Genomic DNA, 22,456 nt, shown 5'->3' with positions numbered 1-22,456 from the left:
TTAAGTGGCTGTAAAATGGATGGGTATATCCTCACAATTTTCTCTTTTCAGAAATGATCTGCTGATAGACGACAATGGCCAGTATGATGACCGTGAAAGGTATCACAAACCACAACATCACGGCACTGAACACCGGAAGTGAATCGTGTTGAGTGGCTGCCAGAATTAGATAGAATGTATAGGCCGTGTAGAACCCCAAAAAGAGAAGACCTTCGCCCCGGCTTATCACTCCGCCCGTAAAAAAGATCGGCAGGCAGGCCAGCGCTGCGGCAATCATCACCGGTATATCGAACCTGATCATCGGTTCTGAAACATTAAGGCCATCGGCTGCAAACATTGCTGAAATACCCAATACACCCAGAATATTGAAGATATTGCTGCCAACCACATTACCCACGGCAATCTCACGCTCTCCGCGAATGGCGGCCATAACCGAGGTAACCACTTCCGGCATTGACGTGCCTGCGGCAACAATAGTTAACCCGATAATGGCTTCACTGAGTCCGGCTAGTCGGGCAATTTCCACAGCTCCATCCAGAAACCAGCCGGAACCTGCCAGCAGTATTCCAAGCCCGCCCGCAACCATACTGATATTTAGAACCCATCCTTTATCTTTAACAGGAGTCTCACCGGGTTCAGCGAATTCTGTTTCACGTTTTCCGCGACTATTGCTTATCAAAAAGAAAGTATAGCCGATCAGTGCCGCCGTTAATACAATACCCTCAACCCGACTCAGTACCCCATTCATTGATAACATCAATAAAAGAACAGAGAGAAAGATCATAAATGGTACGTCCAGGCGAAGAAGCTTTCTGGAGACCGAAAGAGGCAGAATCAATGCCGAAACACCAAGGATGAAGAGTATATTGAAAATGTTGCTGCCAACAACTGTTCCGAATGTGATTCCCTCATTCCCGGTCAGCGACGATTGAATTCCCACTGCCAGCTCCGGGGCACTGGTTCCAAATGAAACAACGGTCAGCCCGACAACAAGCGGGGAAATTCTGAATGTCAGAGCAATTCCGGATGCTCCTTTCACAAGCAGTTCGGCACCGGCTATCAGCAAAAGAAGGCCCGCTAAAAATAGGACAAAGGTCACAAAAAGAAGGATTACGTTCGTTTAAATTAAGATGTTGACAAGCCGGAAAGGAATATCCGAAATTAATAAGTAAATACAATCCGAAACCTTTTCATGGATCCGGGCGTAACTGCCATACATTGTAATCATATTTATGCCAATGATTTACAGAATAACATAGCAAGGAAACCTATTGAAAACGATCATACTTCACGCTTTTATACTTTTTCTGCCATTTGCTCTTTTTTCCCAATCCTCTCAAAACAGTCAATTGACACCCGGAACCTGGGGCGGTGAGCTGATCTATCAAAATCAGACAACAGAGTTTTATCTCGATTTCCGCTATGATGACGATAATCACCTGGCTGCATTCACCTACATGCCGGTAATCCCCTTTCCTGAACGACCGGTTGGAGCCATAAACCGGGAAAGTTCGCATTTCACAGCCGGATCCATTCAGTTTACAGTTGATTCAGATAGTCAGCGGCTTACCGGCAGTTTTCCCAATTCTGCCAGGGGCCTGCGTTTTGAACTCTTCCCGGTTTCAAAACTTCCGGAAGCAAAAGAACCGGTTAGCAGCCAGTCAACAGCAGCACCGGACTGGACATTTCAGACCGACGGTGCCATCTGGGGTGATGCATCAGCGGATGATGAAGTTGTGTATATCGGAAGCAGGGACGGAACTCTCTACGCACTTTCTCAATCATCCGGTGATTTGAAGTGGAAATTCCATACCGGCGCTGAGATTTTTTCGCGTCCCCTGGTTCATGAAAACCACGTTTATATTCTTTCGGATAACGGAACTCTCTATAAGCTCAGCAAAGAAAATGGCATTCCCACCTGGAAGTTTGACACCTGCGGACAAGAGTGGCAGCGAAAACTCCCAAATGATGAATCCCCGGGTTACGACAGCATGGCTTCGGCAGCCGCCATTTCGAACGGCATTGTTTATGTGGGAAGTGCGGACGGCCACCTTTTCGCTATTGATGAATATTCAGGTGATGAAATGTGGCGTTTTAAAACCGAAGGGCCTATCCAATCCATCCCGGCTGTGGCAGAAGAGATAGTTTTCTTCGGCAGTTACGACCATCACCTGTATGCCGTTGATGCTGAAACCGGCACATTGAAATGGAAATTCAACACAGGACAGATGATTGTATCGTCTCCGGTATATGGAAACGGAAAGATTATGATCGGCAGCCGGAGTGCAGACCTTTTTGCACTGGATGCTTCAACCGGAAAAGAAGCCTGGAGCTACTATCACTGGGGATCATGGATAGAATCCTCGGGGTCCATTAATGACGGCCGGCTGTTTATTGGTTCATCCGACGATCAGCTCCTGAAATCGTTTGATGCAGATACCGGAGAACTTTTGTGGAGCGCAGATCTGGGAGGCTCACCCTGGACAACCCCTGCGGTAACCGAAAGCACCGTTTACAGCGGCACGTTTGGAAATGCAAACTACGGCATTGATCACCGGGGCGGATTCTTTGCCGTTGATCGCCTTACTGGTGATGAAAAATGGCGATTTATGTGGGAAAAGACAGAAGACATTGATATTTACGGTGTGGTTTCTTCACCTGTTATATCAAATGGAAAAGTCTTTTTCGGAGGGCTGGATGGTAAGGTATACGGATTTACTCACTGATGAATCCAGATAAAATTGTTTTTGCCTCTTCGATGGTTTGGTAGCTCTTGCATTGGAAATTAGGTGAACCTTTTAACATCGCTGACACCTTACTGCCATCAATATTCCGGTACAGGCATACTATTCTTTTTTCCATCTCAACCGCCCGGCCGATTTCGTAACCCACGCCAAGTGAAGGCGTGGTTACCTCGGCTATCACGATATCCGACTCCCGCAGCCACGCCATATCCTCATCGTGAATTTCACGATCGGTTTTGGAATGGCTGATGTTTTCATAACCGATATGCTCAGTAAGTACAGTGCCGTATTGTTTCAAATGCTCTATGAGCTGTTTGTAGAGTTCGGCATCCTGGCGCCCTCCCCTGATGGAACCTGAGAAGTAAATGTTCATGTTTTGCGGTGTTGGATTTGATTGAATTCAATTCATCTAAAAATAGACATTTTTTTACGGGTTGGCCGGAGGATCAATTCGCTATTGATCCATCTGTATGTGGTATTTGGAGCTGATTTTTCACCTCTCCCTGAAATACCAGTCGAACAGCAGCGGAACCACGATCATGTTGAGGGCCGTTGCTGATATCAACCCGCCAAGGATGACTGTCGCCATCGGCCCCTGGATCTCATTTCCGGGCTGATTTGCCGCAAGAACCAGCGGAATGAGCGCAAGCGCCGTGGTCACTACCGTCATCAGAATCGGTTGCAGCCGGTTCATCGAACCTTCAATGACAGCTTCACGGATGGTCATGGTCTGCTTTGCGATCAGGTCGTTATACCGGGCGATCAGGATAATTCCGTTACGTACGGCGATTCCGAACAGGGTAATGAACCCGATCAACCCCGCGATACTGAGTATTCCGCCGCCCAGGTAAACCACCACGATGCCTCCCATCAGTGCCAGTGGAAGGTTCAGCAGTATGAGAAGGGACTGTTTCGCAGACCGGAATTCGATAAAGAGAGCCAGAAAAATCAGAATCATTGACAGCAGGCTGACTAACAGAATAACACGGCTGGCCTCCTCTTCCTGCTGAAACTGCCCCTCAAAGGCAATCACGTAGCCGCCGGAAAGATCGATCTCCTCATTCACTGACTGACGCAGCCGGTCCACGGTTCCCCGAAGATCTCCCCCGGTAATATTGGCCTGGGTCACCATCATCCGGCTTGCGTTCTCCCGGGTGATGGTTTCGGGGGCGTTACTGACCCGAACATCCGCAACATCACTGACCCGGATAAACGCGCCGGACGGGAGCTCAATGGGGGTACGTTTCACCGCATCCGGGCTCTCCCGGTGGCTTTCGCTGTATCGCACAACCAGGTCAAATACGGCAGGATCACGATAAATCTGATCGACAACCACGCCGCCAAATGCCGTTTCCACCAGTTCGGCAAACCGGCCCATCGAGAGGCCGTGCATGGCGAGGGATGACCGATCGGGGAGGATCTGCAGCTGCGGGATATCTCTCTGTTCTTCGGTGAGGATATCCTGGGCGTTCTCCTCACTTCTCAACACCGATTCCACCTGCCTGCTAATTGACTGAAGACGAGTCCGGTCCGGTCCGTATACCTTTACAGCCAGGTTGGTCCGCACCCCGGTGAGCATGTGATCGATCCGGTGGGTGATCGGCTGATCCAGCGAAATTCCTGCCCCGGGCAGTAGTTCGAGCGAATGACGAAGTTCATCCATCAGTTCGCTCATGCTTTCATAACCATTCTCGTCAAGCCGAACTTCAATCTCATGGGCGTGAGTTCCCATGGTGTGCTCGTCCATTTGTGCGCGTCCTACGCGTCGTCCCGTGGAAATCACGGCGGGGTGATCAAGCAGCATCTCCTCGAGTTTTAGCCCCAGTTTGTTCGACTCCTCGAGAGAGGTGCCGGGCAGGGTTGTCATACCAACATTCAGGGTACCTTCATTAAACTCCGGCAGAAATGATCGGCCGATGCCCGGTATCAGCGCAACACTAACTGCAAAAAGTAGTAGTACGACGATCAAAACAGCTTTTCTCCATCTGAAACAAAATTCAAGGATCGGCTGATAGCTGTTTTCGAGAAAACGTGTAAGCCTGCTTTTCTCATTTGGTTGATTTCCACTGTCCACCAACAGCCAGGCGCTCATGGCCGGAGTAACGATCAGCGCCACCAGCAGGGATGCGATGATGGTTGTCACATAAGCAACTCCAAGAGGCATCAGCAGACGGCCTTCGAGCCCGGTCAGAAAAAGAAACGGCAAAAATACAACCACGATGGCAAAGTTTGCCAGCACAATCGGTCCTTTGATTTCCGACGAGGCATCCGCAACAATGGCCAGAAAACTCTCCCTGTCTGACTCATCCTGCACGTTGTTCTCCTGCAGCCGTCGAAATACATTTTCAACAAAGACGATCGCATCATCCACCAGAACCCCGATGGCGATGGCGATGCCGCCGAGGGTCATGGTGTTGAAGGTAAATCCGCCGTACCATAGAACCAGCAGTGAGAGAATTACCGACATCGGGATCGCCACAAGTGAAATCACCGTGGCGCGCCAGTTATTCAGAAAGATGAAGAGAATGAAAACAACTAAAAACCCACTGATCAGCAGCGCCTTGGTTACATTACCGATCGCCACGTTGATAAAGTGCGCCTGCTGAAACAGATCCGGATGAACGGTTACATCATCGGGCAGTGATCCGGCCAGTTCATTAAGCCTCTCTTCAATCTGACGGGTCAGCTCAATCGTATTCGCGTCCGGCTGTTTGCTGATCACCAGCACAATTCCCGGCTCAGCGTTGATGGAAGCATCCCCGATGCGCGGGGCGGGTTTCACCGAAAGCCCGGCCACATCCTGAAGTAAAACGGGCAGACCATTTTCTGTTTGGCTCACCACGGATTGACCAATTTCCTCAATGCCGGAGGCACGGCCAAATCCGCGGATTGTATACGCTTTGCCGGAGTGATTCAGAAATCCGCCTGAAATTCCGGCCGATGATTCCCTCGCGGCATCCATCAACCCATTCAGGCTGATGCCCAGCATCTCCATTCGTTCCGGGTCGGGTTCGATGGTGAATTGTTGCCGATCTCCGCCATAAACTGAAACGGCTGCTACGCCCGGCATGGCGAGCAGCTCACGGCGAACGATGAAATCCACATCTGTTCGGAGGTCCATTATCGGTGTGGTTTCCGACGTGAAACCGGCCAGCATGATCTCACCCATAATGGAGGTTACCGGAGCCAGGAACGGCGTGCCGGATTGACCCGGCAGCTGATCGCCGATGCCCTGAAGCTGTTCATTTACAATTTGCCGTGCCCGTGGAACGTCCACGTCCCAGTCAAATTCAACCTGAACGGATGAAAACCCCTGGATTGAGTTTGAGGTTACCCTTCGCACCCCTTCCGAGCCGATCAGTACTGTCTCCACCGGGTAGGAGATCATCTGTTCAACCTCTTCCGGCGGCAGACCCGGCGCTTCGGTCAGTACGGTAACAACCGGGGCCGACACATCTGGAAGTACATCCACGGCCATATCTCTGGTCAGGAAAAAACCTGATATCACCAGAATCACAGCTGCCACAATTACAACCAGCCGTTCACGAATACTTGTTTGTATGATTGAGTCTAACATATAAATATAATTAGTGACTGTGTCCGTGACCGATTTCTGCGTTTCCTGTCGCGAGGTGCAGGGGATACACTCCCTCTGTCACCACCCGTTCACCTTCCGATAATCCTTCCGTGATGGTCACATACCCGTCGTACCGGGCACCGGGCCTCACTACCCGCCGCTCAAACTGATCTCCCGAGTGCTGCACAAACACCACGAAATGGGATTCTTCATCAAACAGTGCGTTAGCCGGAACTGTAACCCCGGCTTCTCCGCTGCCTGTCATAATTTTCGCCTGAACGGGCTGGTTCGCTTTTAACTTTTTGTCCCTGTTAACAGTTGAAATGACGACCATGCTTCTGGTGCCGGTAATGTCACTTTGTTCGTCACGGCTAATCAGTGAAATCTGATTCTCATCGAGGGTAACGTGCTGATCTCGCCCCGTTTTCAATTCGATGCCGTGAATCTCAGTAAGTTGTTCAAAATCATCGCTATAGCCGGTAAGCTCAAGCCACAGATAATCGGGGTTGTAGAGAGAGAGGATTGGATCACCGCTGCTGATCTGCCGACCGGGTGTCACGTAGACCCGGCTGATAACCCCGTCTTTCGATGCTTTCAGATAGAGATGATCGTTATCATCAATAATATGTGTTGTACCGTTTTCCCCGTGGCCGATAAAGTGTTCATACCCTGCCCGGCGTGCCTCATACTCCCGCTCCCGTAGCTGGTATTCCCGGTATGAAATCGCATTATTTTCAATCAATCTCTGGGCACGCTCGTAGGCTTCCTGTGCCTGAATATAAGCAAGCCGCTTTTGAACCCATGAGTTTTCGGCCGTCAGTGGCGGGGAAATGGCGGTAATCAGATCGCCGCGGCCCACACGCTCGCCTGCAACCGGCAGGATGGCGAGATCATCCGGGTCGATATGCCCGTCAACCGGGGAGATGACCTCCATTACATGATTCAGATCGGGTACAGCCCGGCCGATGGCAGAGACCAGTTCAGGAATTGCCCTGTATTCTGCGGCTTCCGTCGTAAAATCGAGAAGCCACTGACGCTCTTTTTCAAACTCAACCACTTCGTCAGCCGGTGAGTGCGGGTGGCCGGCATATCGGTCGGTCTCTCCAAAATCAATCCTGAAGGTTTCCCCACCGGCAGTAAGTTCAGCAACCAGATTTGGAGTATCGCTGTCGCCGAAGAAGAGTTCAAATTCATACTTTCCGCCTGATACGTGCTCAATCTCCGCTTCATTTTCGACAGTTTCATCATGCTCGAAACGGAGAGTTCCGGAGACATTGTGAACTGCTGAGGAATTCTCGGTAGCGTAGAGATGACCTTCAATTCGGCCCGAATTTTCGTGAAGTTCGAATTTCACCATCCACTCGCGGTTTTCCTCCCACACCGTTATACGATGGTATTCATGATCATGATCGTTGTCGTGAGAGTGATCTCCGTTGTGGTCATGATGATCATGCTCCCCGCATGCTGCAAAAAGCAGCAATGAACTTGCAACTAAGGTGAGTATCCGGATCTGTGTTTTCATTTGATTGTATCGTTTTGTGGTGGTAAATGGATTCGATTGTTAAATCTTGAACGTAAGAGTCCCCCTTAGCAAAGGGGGATTGAGGGGGATGTTCATCAGAATGTCGAAAATACAAATGAACACCCCTCTAAATTTCACTACGCTTACGCTGCGTGTTCAAAGAATGAGCCCCTTGTTAGGGGAGACTTTTTTCTAAATTTATTTTACTCATAAAACTCAGGTCTAAAGATTAATACGCCATCAAAACTGACCTCCCGGTTACTGCCTCAATTATCATGACCTGCTCATAGGCTTGTTCAAGCTGGCTGAATTTTGTGCGATGGGTGTCGGCCATCATATTCAGGGTGTTCAGAACATCATTCAGAGATTGCTCCCCCTCCTCATATGCCACAGTGAGGGTGTTGATAAAATTGTCAGTTCCGGCAGTTTCCTCCGGAAGTTCGTTAAGACCGGATCGAATCGAGTAAAGCGCATCCCAGGCCTGATTGAGCTGCCGGTTCTGACGATCTACCGTTGCCGAGTATGTGAGTGCAGACATTCGCTCCTGTGCTCGGGCCTGTTCAATGGCGGGACGATTACGGTTCAGCAGCGGGATGGGAATTGAGACTCCGGCCATGAACCCATGAAAATCAGGGTTCAGCGTTTTATAACCAGCCCGAACACTAAATGAGGGCCAGCGGCGGCTCTCTTCAAGATCAATCGACTGCCGGGCGCTCTGCCGGGCAAGATCAGTGGCCTGTCGCTCCGGAGCCTGATCCAGCAAAACCATCAGCTCTTCTTTTCCCGGAATCGTGATTTCCGGGTCGCTGAACGAGCCTACAAATTCTACATGTTGATCATTATCAATCCCCATTCTGATCAGCCATTCCGATTTCTGTTGTTCCAGAGAAAGCTCAAGCTCCCTGATCAAACTCTGAAGCTGATACCGGCTCATTTTCAGAAGCTGCTCTTCAATCAATGAAGTTTCCCCCTCCTGTGAACGAAGCTCCAGCGCCTCCATAAAGTGATCCGGCAGGCGCTGAAGTTGTTCAAGTCCGGAAAGTTGTTCCTTGATAAGCACAATCCTGATAAATCCGAAACGCATGTCTGCAAGCCACTTCGATTTTGAGGATTTAATCTCCTTATTTATCGCTTCAACTCGCTGGTCGCGATATTGACGCAAATTTCTAAAGTGGCTTGGCGTGCGGAGTTCCTGTTCAATGAAAGCAAAATGCTCCCTTTCGGACCGCGGATCGGAATTCAGATATTCGAGATCGTAATGCAGTTCAGGGTTTAGTCTGACTGCATCCGCATTTTCACCCTGAACCATAAATTCCAGGCGATGATTGAATTGCTCCCACTCCGGACTGTGTTTCTCAGCAAATTGTTCAACATCGTCGAGTGAAACTTGTATCGATTGGCCCGGGAGAACTGGCGCATTGACCAAAAACAGCATCAGTAAGGTTAGTAGAAATGATTTCATAAGTGGTGAATTCGTATGATTTTAAACATAAACGTTTATGGCTGATTGAATTTAATTCAACATGTACTTCAAATCAGGTCCAGACCTCCAGGGTTTTTGAAACCTTGGAGGTCTTCTTAAAAGTTGACAAATTGAGAAAATTCAGGCTTTGGCAAGGAACCTTATGAAGAAGACACAGAGATCCCTATTCGGTCTAAATTACCGGTTTGATTAACTAAGAGGCGGGCCGCGGTAAGTGGAGGGTGACAGAATTGGAGCCAGCGGCGGCGGGCCGGTCCTGGGTTCTACATAGAGAGTTTGTGGAAACTGATCTGGAGTGAGACTGATGCTCCATTTATCTGCCTGAAAAGAAGGGGGATCCATTTGTATTGAATGGAGATGATCCCAGTCACCGATGAGGTGATCAACCTCCTGCTGATGGTCATCTTCACCAAAATCGTGATCGTGGGGATGCAGTACGTTGTGCAGACTCCACTCGATCTGAAACCCATCTGCCGTTTCAACAGCATGCACATGAACGAAGCGATAAACCTGGGTTAGTGCCAGGTAACAAAACAAAATCGTAATGATCGGTATTTGAAGAGTTCTTTTGTTCATGTGTGCCCTCAACTTAATCAGAAATCTGCTAAAAAACACGGTATAGGATTTGTATAAGCAGAACATCTAATCAATCAGGATCAGAACTTAAGTTTTTAAAAATCTGTTCGAGTGCACCCGCTCACTGGTGCGCGAAACATTCATACCCCATATGACCAGGCCTTGTACTGTCAATATAATTCACATTGCATTTATCTGATTTATAATTATTTTACCATTCAGTTAAATAATGAATAAGTTACGTATAAATATGTCAGCCGATCAACTCAGTACCACATTTCAAGCTCTTGCAGATCCAACGCGACGGGCCATTCTGGCCAGCCTGACCTCAGGGGAAAAAACCGTATCAGAACTTGCCGAACCGTTCGAAATGACGATGCCTGCGGTTACTAAACACCTGAAGGTTCTGGAACGGGCCAACCTGATTGAACGAAGCCGCGAAGCTCAGTACCGGCCCTGCCGTCTTCATCCGCAGCCACTGAAAGACGTTGATGAGTGGATTAGTGAATACCGTAAATTCTGGGAGGCGAGTTTTGACCGGCTGGATGACTACCTGAAAAAAATACAAACAAAGGAGAAAAATGAAGGAAACGATTAAACATCAAACCGTAGAAACCAAAGAACGCGAAATCATTTTTACCCGTGTTTTTAATGCGCCCCGAAAACTTGTATTTGAGACCTATTCCACCTGTGAACACCTGATCAACTGGTGGGGGCCCAGATCCTGGCCGTTATCGTACTGCCAGATTGATTTCAAACCGGGCGGAACCTGGCATTATTGCATGAGCGGGCCCAATGATGGAGATGAATCCTGGGGATTAGCAAAGTTCAAAAAGATCGATGAGCCTGAAAAAATTATTTACCAGGATTATTTCTCAGACAAAGATGGCAATATCAATACAGAAATGCCCGCATTTGATACTGTTATTACCTTTGATTCAGTTGATTCTAAAACAAAAATCACAGTCATTTCTAAAGTTGGATCAAAAGAAGAGGTTGAAAAACTGGTTGAGATGGGAATGATTGAAGGATTTACCGAAACCTGGGATCGTCTTGAAGAGCATCTGGAAGACATTCAAGAGTCCTGAATATGTAAAATCAGAGTATCAAACTTCTCTTGAGAATTCAAACTCAAGAAAAAGCTGTGGAACACCATTTACATGCCCGATCTTAATTTCAAGACCGGGCATTTTACTTTTCGGCCCCAGGCAACCTTTTATCTCTGTGTTCTGTATGGATTAATAGATATCGTTCAAATTTCAAATCCATAAAAACACAGAATTCATATGCATTCAATCCAATTCATTCCCTCTGATGGAAAGTTTCGTTTGCGCATACCGGCTTTCCTTACTGCATTATTTTTAGCCGCTTTTTTTATTACTTCATGCGGAGATGATACATCAACCGGCCCAGATATAAATGATAACGGCGATTCCTCTGATGAAGCTGTAATTCAAATGGTCGGACAATCATTTAGTCCATCAAATCTTGAAGTTGACGCAGGCACAACCGTAACCTGGCAAAATAGCAGTGACATGGTCCATACCGTAACAAGTGGATCTGATCGCGAACATGACGAACTTTTTAACAGCGGTGATGTCGCTCCCGGTAATTCCTATTCTTTCACCTTTACTGATACCGGCACCTTCGACTATTTCTGTATCCCTCACCCCGGTATGGCAGGCACAATAACAGTAGTGGAAAGCGATTAATCTCTCCTTACGGAGGTTAGGCAAGTCTCTCTCATATCACCAATCTCAAACCTGGAACTGATGTGCGCTATCTCATATACTTCGTCATTTTTTTTCAATTTGCCCTGACCCGGGATCTCAACAATTTTGAACTGCCTGTGTATTATACCGAAACCGGGTATGCTGAATTCACCTCCAGTGTTCCTCTTCACACATTCACGGGAAGCTCAGAACACCTAACCGGATTCATTGATCTGCAGGAGAACATAGTTGATTTTTACCTCGACCTTAATACGATCAAAACTGGGATCAGCCGTCGCGACAGGGATATGTATCGCACTCTGAACGTTGATGAGTATCCCTTCGCTGAATTTACAGGGGCTATCCATTCACCATTCGATGAAGATTCAACTGAACTGCAAAATGTTGTCGTGAGCGGTGAATTTACCATCCATGGCGTTACCCGGGAAGTTTCTATTGAAGGTAAAATGCAGCTACAGAGTGGTGCGGTCCAGCTAAAGGCGGAGTGGATCCTGCAACTTGATGATTATGACATTGAACCGCCCGGCATTCTTTTCTACAGGGTAACGGATGAACAGCAGGTTCTGATTGAAGCCACTCTTCAGTCTTATAACAGAGATGAGTTTTTCAGCAACGCGAACTAACCCATACCGCCATGATACGGTCACTCACCCGATTCACATTTTATCTTTTGTTTTTGATACTCGGCACCTCTTTCAGCTACACGGCAGAGGCACAACTACAGCGAGAACGGGTTGATACAGATCAGCCTGTTGAAGATATCTTCTGGGCACCGGTCAACATCGGAATAAGTACTGTTGATAATGTTCCGTCTAAAAATTTGAATACATCGGTGATCCACACATTTGGCCTCATAAATGGTGGTATTGATCGGTTTTTTGGCATGGATGATGGAGCAAATACTCGCATCGGGCTTGAATATGGGATCACCGACAGATTTTCTGTCGGGATGGGCAGGATGACCTTTAACAAAGTTGTAGATATAAATAGTAAAATCAACCTACTTCGTCAAACCGAAACCGGAAGCACACCTGTTGATCTGGCAGTTAAAATTTCAACCGGAATTAACACCACATCAGGAATTGGACTGGAATTTTCTGACCGGCTCAGCTATTTCACATCTCTGAAGATTGCAAGAAAAATGGAGGCTTTAAGCCTTCAAATCACACCAATGGCAGCTTATTTCAATAGTCCGAGCGGAGCAAATTTAAATAGGTTGCTGGGTCTCGGACTTCTGTTCAACTATGAACTGAATGACCGTTTCGCGATCAGCGGTGAATACCTGCCGATACTGGGTGATCGAAATCCGGGCACACATAATGCAGCAGCCATCGCACTAAACATCTATACCGGGGGACATATATTTCAGATATTCCTTGCCAGTTCCCAATGGCACAACGAACAATATATCATGGCATTTAACCGGGATCGTTTTTGGGAGGGAGATTTTCGTTTTGGGTTCAATATTCACAGGATCTTCGGTTTAGGAAGTTAATTAGGATGAGTTCAACTCTGATTCAAGGCAACCCCAATCGTTTTTTTCCTGTAGAGTTTAGTATGAAGATGCGTTTATTAAGGAATAACCAAAAATCGACTGCTGGTAAACAGATATACCATTGCTTGCAAAAATCATAAAAGGATGCCGTAAAAGGCGCAGAGAAAGCCAAAAAGAGCTTTACGAGAAGTTCTATGCGTATGGTATGAGCATCACATTACGCTATGCTGACTCAAGGGAGCAGGGAGTGGAAATATTAAACGACGCTTTTATGAAGGTTTTCGAAAATATAAAATCCTACGATCAGAGTCGCCCATTCAAACCATGGCTGCGCAGAATTATTATTAACACAGCTATTAATCACTATCACAAGTACAAAAAAGGAGCGGTTCATGACAGTTTTGAGCTGCATGAAAATAGTATTGGACAAAAAGAAGCCATCACCTGCAGCCTCTCCTATCAGGAAATTATTGAAATGGTGCAGCAATTATCGCCGGCCTACAGAACGGTTTTTAACCTCTATGTAATTGAGGGGTTTTCACACCGCGAGATTGCGAATATGCTTGATATTGCTGAGGGGACATCCAAATCGAATCTCTCAAAGGCGAAGAAAAACCTGCAGGAGATTGTGAAAAAGAATTTATCGTATAACAGGAAGCAAAATGGATAGAAACGATCAAAACGACCCTTTTGAGCGGTACTTCAAAAAGAAGTCTGCCGAATATGATATATCCTATAATGAAAATGACTGGCATAAGCTGGAGAAACGGCTGGATCTTCTGGATGCTAAAATTGCATCCAAAAACAGAACCCGGATGGTAGCCGCAGCGGCTATTTTGATTATTTCTCTGCTGGGTTATTTCACATACGAAAACCACACCCGGCTGAATCAAATCAGCGATCAGCTCGACAGTGAACGATCACAACCGATACCACAATTCCCGCAACAGCAGATCCTTCCGAATTTTGAAGATGAAGATCAGAGCATACCGGACCAACGGGATGAATTTGTTGCCGAAGATATATCCAAACATACTACCGACAAGGATAGCCAAACGGATCCAGGCCGGGAACAGCATCTCACCGAAGAACCGGATCCTCGCACATGGACCGGGCGTGAATATTTGAATGATATGCCAGATATAGCCTACACTGAGCTTCCTGCAGAAATGTTCACTCCAAATAGGTCATTGTCCATCCATGAGTTTAAAAAACAACCCGCGCATCCAAGCCTTGATTACAAAACCGATCCCGGCGATCTCATAGCAGACAGCCGGGCGGCCCGATATGATACAGAGCGCTCACGATTCTCCTTCGGCGTGGTAGCCGGTCCTGACCTCAGCAGTGTGGGATCTTTCAATCAATGGCATGATCCTGGTTACAAACTTGGAATCATGTTTGAGTATAATCTCCTATCAAACCTGTCACTAACCACCGGTGCAATCCATACGTTGGCTCGATACTCCACAGATCGCCAAAGCTACAATCCCCCGGTCTATTGGGCTGATGGCGTTGGCCCCGAACAGATGACAGGACAATGTTTTTTAATCGATATCCCGATAAATCTGAAATATGATTTTATCGATATCGGGCGCTCAAGATTTTATCTGTCAGCCGGAATCTCTTCCTACATTATGATAAGTGAAGAGTATCAATTCAGATATAGTGATGAATATTCCCAGAGTATTCAACAGTGGAGTGATAGAACAGGAACGCGTCACTGGATGAGCAATGCGAACTTTTCGATAGGATATGAGTTCGACATTCACCCAAATTGGAGCCTTCGGGCTGAACCGTTTATTAAGGCTCCGATCAGGGAAGTAGGCTGGAGTAATGTAAAACTCTATTCATCCGGCAGTTTCTTTTCGATTCATTACCGGTTGAATTAATCATGTGTGGTTTAATTCCACGATCCCGGAAGCGTTTGGGAGGAGAGCAGGTTGAGGCTTTTTGGATAAGGCGATACCTCGGCTGGGATGACTTTCTCTGTTCGGAAGTGTCTATTTCTTGTTGTGAAACTCAGCAGGTCATCCCCCATTGCCCCCTTCGAGAGGCTGTGCGAATTAACCATCTCATTCGTTGGCATTATTTATTTTTTAAGGTATGAAAGCTTGTATTGAAGCTCCCCTCCCTATCAAGTCCCGTTAGGGCGCGATAGGGAGGGGACGGGGGTGGGTCAGAAAGCCTGGGAGCTGTGAGAATGGCAGAAATTTCAATTTATTTTATGTGCATTTTCTTTGGAAAACAATTTCCTCACAGCCTCTCGAGGGGGGACACACCAAAATAAACTCCATATCGATCAAATAGTTATGGGCGATTGAGACGATTTAACAGAATCATAATCAGCGTCCTATATATGTGCCATCAAAGGTTCACCTAAAAAGAAAAATGACACGGTGGGCAATGTTCACAATATCTGCCCGGAGATGCCCGAAACCTGTCGTAATCTGTTTACCTGATCTCTGCCTAATGTATCATATTAAAAACCCGGTCAAACCGTGGGAACCATCGCTCGCCGTCCCATGAGAAGTAGATGATGCTGGCTTTTCCGATCACGTGATCATCGGGTACAAATCCCCAATAGCGGCTGTCTTCACTATCATCGCGGTTATCACCCATCATAAAATAGTAATCCTGCTGGATGGTATAGCTGTTTGTTTCTTCCCCGTTAATAACAAATCGGTCTTCATCCCGCTGCACTGAATTTCTCTCGTACCGTTCAATAATATCACGGTAGAGATGCCAGTTATCTTGGGATAACTCCACCTGCTGGCCTTCATACGGCACCTGGAATTCAGACAAGTTATCGTGATTCATAAAACCACGCGAAAAATGAAAAGGGCGGCGGCTGAATTCATCAAAATCATCAGGCAGCACAAAAGGTTCAACACTGTTTACTTCACCCCAGTTTTCCACCTCCTGTGCAGTTTCATCGGTCATATTGATGATATGCACACCATTTCCACTCTGAACAATCCGGGCACCGGCATCACGAACTTTTGAGGGGCTCAGCCGAATTCTTTCTCTAACCTCAACACGGTAGTTCTGCATCATCGGAGCCATAATCTCGCTCTCTTCACCATTTACGAAGAGCACTTTATCATCGATCTCGAGCCTGTCACCCGGCATGCCTACTGCACGTTTAATGTAGTTGGTTTTCATTGAAACCGGGCCCACATCGATCGGATAGTTAAAGACCACGATGTCATTTCGGTCGATATCCGTATAGCCTGGGAGCCTGAACCACGGAAGACGTACACCGGGCACATAAATATCTGTGAACGGAACGGAAACCGTCATGGGTGAACGCGGGCCGTAGGCCAGTTTTGTTACAATCAGAAAATCACCCGTGAGCAATGTTTTTTCCATAGACGGGGTTGGAATCCGATAGGCTCCAAAAAAGAATGTGCGGAGGATAATTGCTGCAATTGCAGCCCAAACCAAGGCATCCAACCACTCGCGCGCCCAGTGCTTTGCTTTCGACTCTTCCTCCCTGCTTTTTTTGGGATCACTCTGCCAGAAATATCTTTTTTTTGCTTTACCGGATTTTTTGCTCAACGTAATTGGGTGCTTTATTTAATTAAATGAACCGGGCCTGTCGATCGCTTCTCTTTCGAACTCCCCATCATGATACCGCACAAGAAACCATTGATCCCGCTCAGGAGAGTAAAAATAATCGCTGAAAGATGCCATATCACTTCCTTCATTCATTAACTTTCGTGTGAAGGTACGTTTAATCTGCGGCATGAGGTCGATATACCGGCTGGCACCCACGTACACCAGGCCATTCTCGAACGGACCATCAAGATCCAGAACCATCATCGGAATTTCATCATCAATGATAAACCAGTATTCAAACTGAACGGCCTTGCCCGGACGATAATCACGTTCATTGATCAGATCACCAATACTTTGGGTGGGATCACCAAAAACAGCCTGCAGCCGTGAACGCAGTTCGATCGTGGGGATGCGATCGATCGTTGTGGGATTATAAAGCCCCTGTCCGGTCCAGTTGATATCCGAGAACTGCTGCTGAAACGCGGTCCTATCGGCTTTAGTAACCTTTTGGATATCGGGATCTTCGAATTGGGCGTATGCCTGAAAAGTGAATACGCATACAAATAGGAGTAGAAATAGGCTTCGCTGCATCATATGATATGGTATTTTAATCTTCGTCCATTGATAAAACGGCCAGAAATGCTTCCTGCGGGATCTCCACGGAACCGACCTGTTTCATTCTTTTTTTTCCTTCTTTCTGTTTTTCAATCAGTTTACGTTTCCGGCTGATATCACCACCATAACATTTTGCGGTAACATCTTTCCGGAGAGCACGGATCGTATCGCGGGCAATAACCCTTGAGCCGATCGCGGCCTGCACTGCTACTTCGTACTGCTGCTGGGGAATAAGTTCCTTAAGCTTGGCACAAACCTTACGGCCCTGCTCATAAGCGCTGTCCCTGTGGGTGATGCTGGAGAGCGCATCCACAGGTTCGCCGTTGAGCAGGATATCTAAACGTACCAGATCGCCCTTTCGGTATTCAATAAATTCATAATCGAGAGATGCATAACCGCGCGTGCCACTTTTCAGCTTATCGTAAAAATCAAATACCACTTCGGCCATTGGCAGTTCATAGGTGATATCCACCCGGTTTCCCTGCATAAACAGCTGGTTTACATAAACACCGCGCCGGTTCTGGCAGAGCGCCATCACCGGACCTATATAATCAGCCGGGGTAATAATACTCGCTTTAATATACGGTTCCCAAACCGCCTCCACTTTTCCGGCATCGGGCATTTCGCTCGGGTTATCCACCTGAACCCGTTTTTTCTCGCCTTTATAATCTGTCTCCACCTCATACTTCACGTTGGGCACAGTGGTGATAATATCAATATTAAATTCGCGATCGAGCCGCTCCTGTACAATCTCCATGTGGAGCAAACCAAGAAATCCGGCACGAAATCCAAAACCAAGTGCCTTGGAAGTTTCGGGTTGATAGGAAAGCGACGCATCATTCAGCTGCAGCTTCTCCAGGGCCGAGCGCAGATCTTCAAAATCTTCGGACTGCGTGGGAAAAATCCCGCTAAACACCATCGGTTTTGACTCCTTGTATCCCGGAATAGGTGCATCTGCTCCTTTTTTCTGATGGGTTATGGTATCCCCTACCCTGGCATCCTGCAGTGATTTCACGCTACCGATTACATATCCTACTTCTCCGGCTTTGAGCTCGTCGCACGCTCTTTTTTTGAGTTCGAGATACCCAACTTCTTCAGCATCATACTCTTTGTCGGACGCCATAAACAGGATACCGTCCCCTTTTTTGAGCGTGCCCTGCATCACGCGAACATAGGCAATTGAACCGCGATAGGTGTTAAAAATTGAATCAAAAATCAGAGCTTTCAGCGGCTTTTCCACTTCCTGGCTTGGTGCCGGAACCCGTTCAACGATCGCTTCGAGAAGAGCTTCAACGCCATCCCCGGTCTTGCCGGAAACGTGCAGAATATCTTCCATATCGCAGCCGATCATATCCACAATCTGCTGCCCCACATCTTCCACATCAGCGCCGGGAAGGTCGATCTTGTTGAGTACAGGAATAATTTCCAAATTCTGATCAATCGCCTGGTAGAGATTCGAAATTGTTTGCGCCTCAATCCCCTGCGCGGCATCCACTACCAGAATGGCACCCTCGCACGCTTTTAGTGCCCGGGATACTTCATACGCAAAATCTACATGGCCGGGCGTATCGATGAGGTTGAAGATAACCTCCTCTTTATTTGGCCGCGTGTAGATCATCCGGATGGCGTGGCTTTTGATCGTAATGCCGCGTTCCCGTTCCAGGTCCATATCATCCAGAACCTGCTCCTGCATCTCCCGCTCGCTGATAGTGCCGGTCCGTTCAAGCAGACGGTCCGCCAGCGTAGATTTGCCGTGATCGATGTGAGCAATGATGCAAAAATTTCGAATTTGTTTCATAAAACGTCGTCGGGTGGGCTGAATTCAAAGTAGCCTTCAATATACGGATTCAGAACGGGGATTGCACTCTTTTCGTACCTGGGTCGGTTAAGAGTTATTTGCTACAGGTTATTCGGGAAAAACTGTTTTCAGCTAACCGATAACCTATATACCCCATTTTCCGCATTTCACTCTTTCGTGGGGCTGAGCAGTTCTACATGGAACCGGAAGGTTTCGCCTTCGAGCGCCATCGTATCATACACTTCACGAATTAGTTCAAAAACAACTTCAGTTTCTCCTTTGATGCTGGTGGAGAGATAATTTACATCCACCTCAACATCGTGCTGTGCAACGAATTCAATAAGATCCTGAACCTGTTCTTTGGGGTGATCGGAATAGAGCGGAATATAAGTGAGCTGAGCTACGGTTTTCATTGGCCTGTTTTTGTTTTAGATGTTTACCCTAAAGCTATCACTTTTTACGGAATGATTCGAACGGTTTCCTGTGTAACTCTACAATACCTGCACGTAAGATTCGCAATGTCTCAAAAAGACATTGCCCCAGCGGGATGCCTATGGTACGGATCTTTTTTATACGAACTCCCCGGAATGAATTTCCCCCTCTCCTGCGTTGGCTTTACACTCTGTAAATCCCTAACTTTGGCGCGTGATTAAAACTGACTTCCATATTTCTCTCCATCATCATCGTCTGCAAACCGGCAGCCATGGGCATCTTGTACACTGAATCATCTCCTTTCGTCCCTTCTGCCCGGTTATCACACTCTTTTTCTACAAACAACCTGATTTTATTTTCTTATGAGAACCCTTGATTCTACCACGTCACTGCGTATAGCCGTTCAGAAAAGCGGCCGACTTACGGATAAAACGTTAAAACTGCTTGAAGGCATCGGTCTGAAATTTGACGACTACAAGCGAAGCCTGCTCGTCAGGTGTCTGAATTTTGATGTAGAACTTCTTTTAATCCGGGATGATGATATTCCGGAATATGTGCAGGACGGTGTTTGCGATCTCGGTTTTGTGGGCGCGAATGTCGTGGCTGAAGACCAGGCGGATGTCACCATCCTGAAAGGCCTCGAATACGGTGTCTGCCGGCTGTCGGTTGCCGTACCCAAAAATGGGGATATCAAAAAAGCAGAAGATTTTGAAGGCAAAAAAATTGCCACCAGCTATCCCGTACTCACCCGCAACTTTTTTGAAGAGAAAGGGATTAATGTAAAGATCGTAACGCTATCCGGTTCCGTGGAGATCGCCCCGCGCCTGGAGATAGCCGATGCAATCACCGACCTGGTCTCGACCGGCGGCACACTGAAAGCGAACGGTCTCGTAGAGATTGATAAGATTTTTGATTCCGAAACGCAGCTTGTAAAAACCAATAAGCCGCTTTCCGATGGCAAACAGGCACTGATCGACAAATTTCTGCAGCGGATTGAAGGATACCAGCGGGCCGAGAAAAGCCGCTATATCATGATGAACGCCCCGCAGGAATCTGTGGAGAAAATTAAGAAGATCATTCCATCACTGAGGAGCCCAACCGTGATGCCCCTGGCCGACAACGGAATGGTGGCCATTCACACGGTCATTACCATCACCGCATTCTGGGACCTGATGGAAGAACTCAAAGCCGCCGGCGCCACCGGAATTGTGATGCTGCCGATTGAAAGTATGATTGTTTAGGAGATGTGAGATTATAGATGATTAATCCCCTCTCAAGAGGGGACAGATCAAGAGCGTCCAGCGATTGATCAGGGGTGTGTTGAATATGAGCAGAAATCCAGCCATGTAGCACACCCCTCGTTTGCGTCATCCGGCTTTGCCGTTTCCGCTACACCTTCCCCCTCTCAAGAGGGGACTTGCGAAACCTCAATACGATTAAATAATGAAAACCTATAAATACAACTCCCTCACCCCTTCCCAAATCACGGAACTGACCAAACGTCCAAAAATGGATTTTGCGTCTGTTTTTGGTACGGTGCAGCCAATCCTTGATGCGGTGGAGTCGGGCGGGGATGAAGCGATTTTAACGTTTACCGAGAAATTTGACGGCGTGCGGCCAGAGCCCATGACGGTGGATCCCTCAGAAATGGAGGTGAACCTGGATCCCAAAATAGAGGAAGCTCTCGACCGGGCCATGCAGAATATCTACCGGTTTCACCGGGAACAGTTTTCGATGAATCTTGATGTGGAGACGACCGATGGCGTTGTATGCAGCCGTGTGGCCAGGCCGATTGAGCGCGTTGGTCTCTACATTCCTGGCGGAACCGCGCCCCTCCCCTCCACCGCTATGATGCTCGGCATTCCCGCTTACGTTGCAGGCTGCAAGACGATCGTAGTGGCTACGCCTCCGGATAAAGATGGAAACATTCCGGAGTCGATTCTGTACGTGGCGAAAAAAATCGGGGCAGCGGCCGTAGTGAAAGCAGGCGGTGCGCAGGCAGTTGCCGGGATGGCCTATGGCACCGAATCGATACCCAAGGTGGATAAGATTTTTGGTCCGGGTAACCAGTACGTTACCGCCGCCAAAATGATCTTGCAAAACAGCGAGGCGATGGTCTCCATTGATATGCCCGCGGGTCCGTCGGAAGTGCTTGTTATTGCCGATGAAACTGCTGATCCCGAGTTCATCGCCGCCGATCTGCTTTCGCAAGCCGAACACGGGTCCGATAGCCAGGTTGTTTTAGTTGTTACCGTTCAGGCCAACCTTGATGAAATTAATTCACAGGTACAAAAGCAGCTGAATGACCTCCCCCGAAAAGAGTTTGCTGCCGATGCGCTTGAAAAAAGCTTTACGATTGTGGTGGAATCCACAGAGCAGGCGATGGAGTTCTCAAACCAATACGCGCCGGAGCACCTGATTATCAATACGAATGATGCAGAAGAGCTGGCAGAAGACGTATCCAATGCCGGGTCGGTTTTTATCGGTCAGTGGACCCCCGAAAGCATGGGCGATTACGCCTCCGGCACCAATCACACGCTGCCCACATACGGCTACGCCCGGATGTACAGCGGCGTATCGCTCCACAGTTTCCAGAAATTTATTACCATGCAGACAATCACCAAAGAAGGATTGAAAAATCTCGGTCCCACCGTGGAGACTCTTGCGGGTCTTGAAGGGCTGGACGCTCATAAAAATGCGGTGAGTTTGAGGCTGGCAAAAGTGAAAAGTGAAAGGTGAAAAGGTTTTCCCCTCTCGGGAGGGGACAGATCAAGAGCGTTCAGCGATTGATCAGGGGTGGGTTCGCGGGGTACAGATTCACAAATTACCCATAAACAAGATCAACGTTCCGTAATCATCCCCCGAAACCTCCTGCGTCGGTTTCTGCCCCCTTCTAAGGGGGACATTTGAATCCAAACATAAA

At 47.7% G+C, this 22,456-nt stretch carries 22 protein-coding genes; 10 read left to right on the top strand and 12 right to left on the bottom strand.

The window, feature by feature from the left end:
* Positions 1-31: 31 nt before the first annotated feature.
* Positions 32-1,099 (bottom strand): calcium/sodium antiporter, encoded by a 1,068-nt coding sequence (locus DYD21_RS13785; protein WP_116037582.1) that lies wholly within the window; start codon positions 1,097-1,099, stop codon positions 32-34.
* 172 nt (positions 1,100-1,271) lie between these two features.
* Here DYD21_RS13785 and DYD21_RS13780 point away from each other — a divergent pair, with 172 nt between their 5' ends.
* Positions 1,272-2,726 (top strand): PQQ-binding-like beta-propeller repeat protein, encoded by a 1,455-nt coding sequence (locus DYD21_RS13780; RefSeq protein WP_147303592.1) that lies wholly within the window; start codon positions 1,272-1,274, stop codon positions 2,724-2,726.
* Here the strand turns inward: DYD21_RS13780 and DYD21_RS13775 are convergent.
* From DYD21_RS13775 to DYD21_RS13755, 5 genes are all read right to left on the bottom strand, one after another.
* The gene (locus DYD21_RS13775) at positions 2,716-3,117 is read right to left on the bottom strand and encodes a nucleoside 2-deoxyribosyltransferase (protein WP_116037580.1); all 402 of its coding nucleotides are present in this window, start codon (positions 3,115-3,117) and stop codon (positions 2,716-2,718) included. The genes DYD21_RS13780 and DYD21_RS13775 overlap by 11 nt on opposite strands.
* Before the next feature lie 120 nt (positions 3,118-3,237).
* On the bottom strand, positions 3,238-6,321 hold the full coding sequence (locus DYD21_RS13770; RefSeq protein ID WP_116037579.1) for an efflux RND transporter permease subunit: 3,084 nt from the start codon (positions 6,319-6,321) through the stop codon (positions 3,238-3,240).
* 10 nt (positions 6,322-6,331) lie between these two features.
* Complete coding sequence (locus tag DYD21_RS13765; RefSeq protein ID WP_116037578.1) at positions 6,332-7,843, bottom strand: efflux RND transporter periplasmic adaptor subunit; 1,512 nt, start codon at positions 7,841-7,843, stop codon at positions 6,332-6,334.
* A 229-nt stretch (positions 7,844-8,072) separates the two neighbouring features.
* The gene (locus tag DYD21_RS13760) at positions 8,073-9,305 is read right to left on the bottom strand and encodes a TolC family protein (RefSeq protein WP_116037577.1); all 1,233 of its coding nucleotides are present in this window, start codon (positions 9,303-9,305) and stop codon (positions 8,073-8,075) included.
* Between the two features lie 210 nt (positions 9,306-9,515).
* Entirely contained in the window at positions 9,516-9,902 is a 387-nt protein-coding gene (locus tag DYD21_RS13755; RefSeq protein ID WP_147303591.1) for a hypothetical protein, read from the bottom strand.
* 250 nt (positions 9,903-10,152) lie between these two features.
* On the opposite strand from DYD21_RS13755, the gene DYD21_RS13750 reads away from it, so the two are divergent.
* The 7 genes from DYD21_RS13750 to DYD21_RS13720 all read left to right on the top strand — a co-directional run bounded on the left by DYD21_RS13750 (position 10,153) and on the right by DYD21_RS13720 (position 15,019).
* Positions 10,153-10,500, top strand: coding sequence for a helix-turn-helix transcriptional regulator (locus tag DYD21_RS13750; RefSeq protein ID WP_116037575.1), 348 nt, complete (start codon positions 10,153-10,155; stop codon positions 10,498-10,500).
* On the top strand, positions 10,484-10,990 hold the full coding sequence (locus DYD21_RS13745) for an SRPBCC domain-containing protein (protein WP_116037574.1): 507 nt from the start codon (positions 10,484-10,486) through the stop codon (positions 10,988-10,990). Before DYD21_RS13750 ends, DYD21_RS13745 begins: the two co-directional genes overlap by 17 nt.
* Before the next feature lie 198 nt (positions 10,991-11,188).
* Positions 11,189-11,614, top strand: coding sequence for a plastocyanin/azurin family copper-binding protein (locus DYD21_RS13740; RefSeq protein WP_116037573.1), 426 nt, complete (start codon positions 11,189-11,191; stop codon positions 11,612-11,614).
* Positions 11,615-11,676: 62 nt separating this feature from the next.
* The gene (locus DYD21_RS13735) at positions 11,677-12,258 is read left to right on the top strand and encodes a YceI family protein (protein ID WP_158607294.1); all 582 of its coding nucleotides are present in this window, start codon (positions 11,677-11,679) and stop codon (positions 12,256-12,258) included.
* 11 nt (positions 12,259-12,269) lie between these two features.
* Positions 12,270-13,130: a DUF5777 family beta-barrel protein gene (locus DYD21_RS13730; RefSeq protein WP_116037571.1), complete on the top strand. Its 861-nt coding sequence runs from the start codon at positions 12,270-12,272 to the stop codon at positions 13,128-13,130.
* Between the two features lie 121 nt (positions 13,131-13,251).
* The gene (locus DYD21_RS13725) at positions 13,252-13,800 is read left to right on the top strand and encodes an RNA polymerase sigma factor (protein ID WP_199535549.1); all 549 of its coding nucleotides are present in this window, start codon (positions 13,252-13,254) and stop codon (positions 13,798-13,800) included.
* Positions 13,793-15,019 carry a hypothetical protein gene (locus DYD21_RS13720; RefSeq protein WP_116037570.1) on the top strand — a complete coding sequence of 409 codons (1,227 nt, stop codon included), beginning with the start codon at positions 13,793-13,795 and terminating at the stop codon, positions 15,017-15,019. The genes DYD21_RS13725 and DYD21_RS13720 overlap by 8 nt, the downstream gene beginning before the upstream one ends.
* An 11-nt stretch (positions 15,020-15,030) precedes the next feature.
* On the opposite strand, the gene DYD21_RS21110 is transcribed toward DYD21_RS13720, so the two are convergent.
* From DYD21_RS21110 to DYD21_RS21105, 6 genes are all read right to left on the bottom strand, one after another.
* A complete protein-coding gene (locus DYD21_RS21110; RefSeq protein ID WP_158607293.1) occupies positions 15,031-15,216 on the bottom strand; it encodes a hypothetical protein in 186 nt (61 codons plus the stop codon).
* Between the two features lie 380 nt (positions 15,217-15,596).
* The gene (gene lepB, locus DYD21_RS13715) at positions 15,597-16,688 is read right to left on the bottom strand and encodes a signal peptidase I (protein ID WP_233505547.1); all 1,092 of its coding nucleotides are present in this window, start codon (positions 16,686-16,688) and stop codon (positions 15,597-15,599) included.
* Between the two features lie 18 nt (positions 16,689-16,706).
* Complete coding sequence (locus DYD21_RS13710) at positions 16,707-17,282, bottom strand: hypothetical protein (protein ID WP_116037568.1); 576 nt, start codon at positions 17,280-17,282, stop codon at positions 16,707-16,709.
* A 13-nt stretch (positions 17,283-17,295) separates the two neighbouring features.
* Positions 17,296-19,101, bottom strand: coding sequence for a translation elongation factor 4 (lepA, locus tag DYD21_RS13705; RefSeq protein WP_116037567.1), 1,806 nt, complete (start codon positions 19,099-19,101; stop codon positions 17,296-17,298).
* A gap of 167 nt (positions 19,102-19,268) precedes the next feature.
* Positions 19,269-19,514, bottom strand: a complete 246-nt coding sequence (locus DYD21_RS13700) for a thiamine-binding protein (protein WP_116037566.1) — start codon at positions 19,512-19,514, stop codon at positions 19,269-19,271.
* A 202-nt stretch (positions 19,515-19,716) separates the two neighbouring features.
* Positions 19,717-19,878, bottom strand: a complete 162-nt coding sequence (locus tag DYD21_RS21105) for a hypothetical protein (RefSeq protein ID WP_158607292.1) — start codon at positions 19,876-19,878, stop codon at positions 19,717-19,719.
* Positions 19,879-19,895: 17 nt separating this feature from the next.
* Between DYD21_RS21105 and hisG the strand changes: the two genes are divergently transcribed.
* Positions 19,896-20,774: an ATP phosphoribosyltransferase gene (hisG, locus tag DYD21_RS13695; RefSeq protein WP_116037565.1), complete on the top strand. Its 879-nt coding sequence runs from the start codon at positions 19,896-19,898 to the stop codon at positions 20,772-20,774.
* 202 nt (positions 20,775-20,976) lie between these two features.
* The gene (gene hisD, locus DYD21_RS13690; protein WP_116037564.1) at positions 20,977-22,272 is read left to right on the top strand and encodes a histidinol dehydrogenase; all 1,296 of its coding nucleotides are present in this window, start codon (positions 20,977-20,979) and stop codon (positions 22,270-22,272) included.
* Positions 22,273-22,456: the final 184 nt, after the last annotated feature.

It is taken from the genome of Rhodohalobacter sp. SW132 (genome assembly GCF_003390325.1).
Classification (GTDB): Bacteria; Bacteroidota; Rhodothermia; order Balneolales; family Balneolaceae; genus SW132.
This window is presented reverse-complemented; position numbering and strand designations above follow the sequence as displayed.

Coding starts and splice junctions, on each gene's coding strand:
- DYD21_RS13775 (WP_116037580.1), bottom strand. CDS start 3,117: ATGAACATTTACTTCTCAGGTTCCATCAGGGGAGGGCGCCAGGATGCC.
- DYD21_RS13770 (WP_116037579.1), bottom strand. CDS start 6,321: ATGTTAGACTCAATCATACAAACAAGTATTCGTGAACGGCTGGTTGTA.
- DYD21_RS13765 (WP_116037578.1), bottom strand. CDS start 7,843: ATGAAAACACAGATCCGGATACTCACCTTAGTTGCAAGTTCATTGCTG.
- DYD21_RS13760 (WP_116037577.1), bottom strand. CDS start 9,305: ATGAAATCATTTCTACTAACCTTACTGATGCTGTTTTTGGTCAATGCG.
- DYD21_RS13755 (WP_147303591.1), bottom strand. CDS start 9,902: ATGAACAAAAGAACTCTTCAAATACCGATCATTACGATTTTGTTTTGT.
- DYD21_RS13750 (WP_116037575.1), top strand. CDS start 10,153: ATGTCAGCCGATCAACTCAGTACCACATTTCAAGCTCTTGCAGATCCA.
- DYD21_RS13745 (WP_116037574.1), top strand. CDS start 10,484: ATGAAGGAAACGATTAAACATCAAACCGTAGAAACCAAAGAACGCGAA.
- DYD21_RS13740 (WP_116037573.1), top strand. CDS start 11,189: ATGCATTCAATCCAATTCATTCCCTCTGATGGAAAGTTTCGTTTGCGC.
- DYD21_RS13730 (WP_116037571.1), top strand. CDS start 12,270: ATGATACGGTCACTCACCCGATTCACATTTTATCTTTTGTTTTTGATA.
- DYD21_RS13720 (WP_116037570.1), top strand. CDS start 13,793: ATGGATAGAAACGATCAAAACGACCCTTTTGAGCGGTACTTCAAAAAG.
- DYD21_RS21110 (WP_158607293.1), bottom strand. CDS start 15,216: ATGCCAACGAATGAGATGGTTAATTCGCACAGCCTCTCGAAGGGGGCA.
- DYD21_RS13710 (WP_116037568.1), bottom strand. CDS start 17,282: ATGATGCAGCGAAGCCTATTTCTACTCCTATTTGTATGCGTATTCACT.
- lepA (WP_116037567.1), bottom strand. CDS start 19,101: ATGAAACAAATTCGAAATTTTTGCATCATTGCTCACATCGATCACGGC.
- DYD21_RS13700 (WP_116037566.1), bottom strand. CDS start 19,514: ATGAAAACCGTAGCTCAGCTCACTTATATTCCGCTCTATTCCGATCAC.
- hisG (WP_116037565.1), top strand. CDS start 19,896: ATGAGAACCCTTGATTCTACCACGTCACTGCGTATAGCCGTTCAGAAA.
- hisD (WP_116037564.1), top strand. CDS start 20,977: ATGAAAACCTATAAATACAACTCCCTCACCCCTTCCCAAATCACGGAA.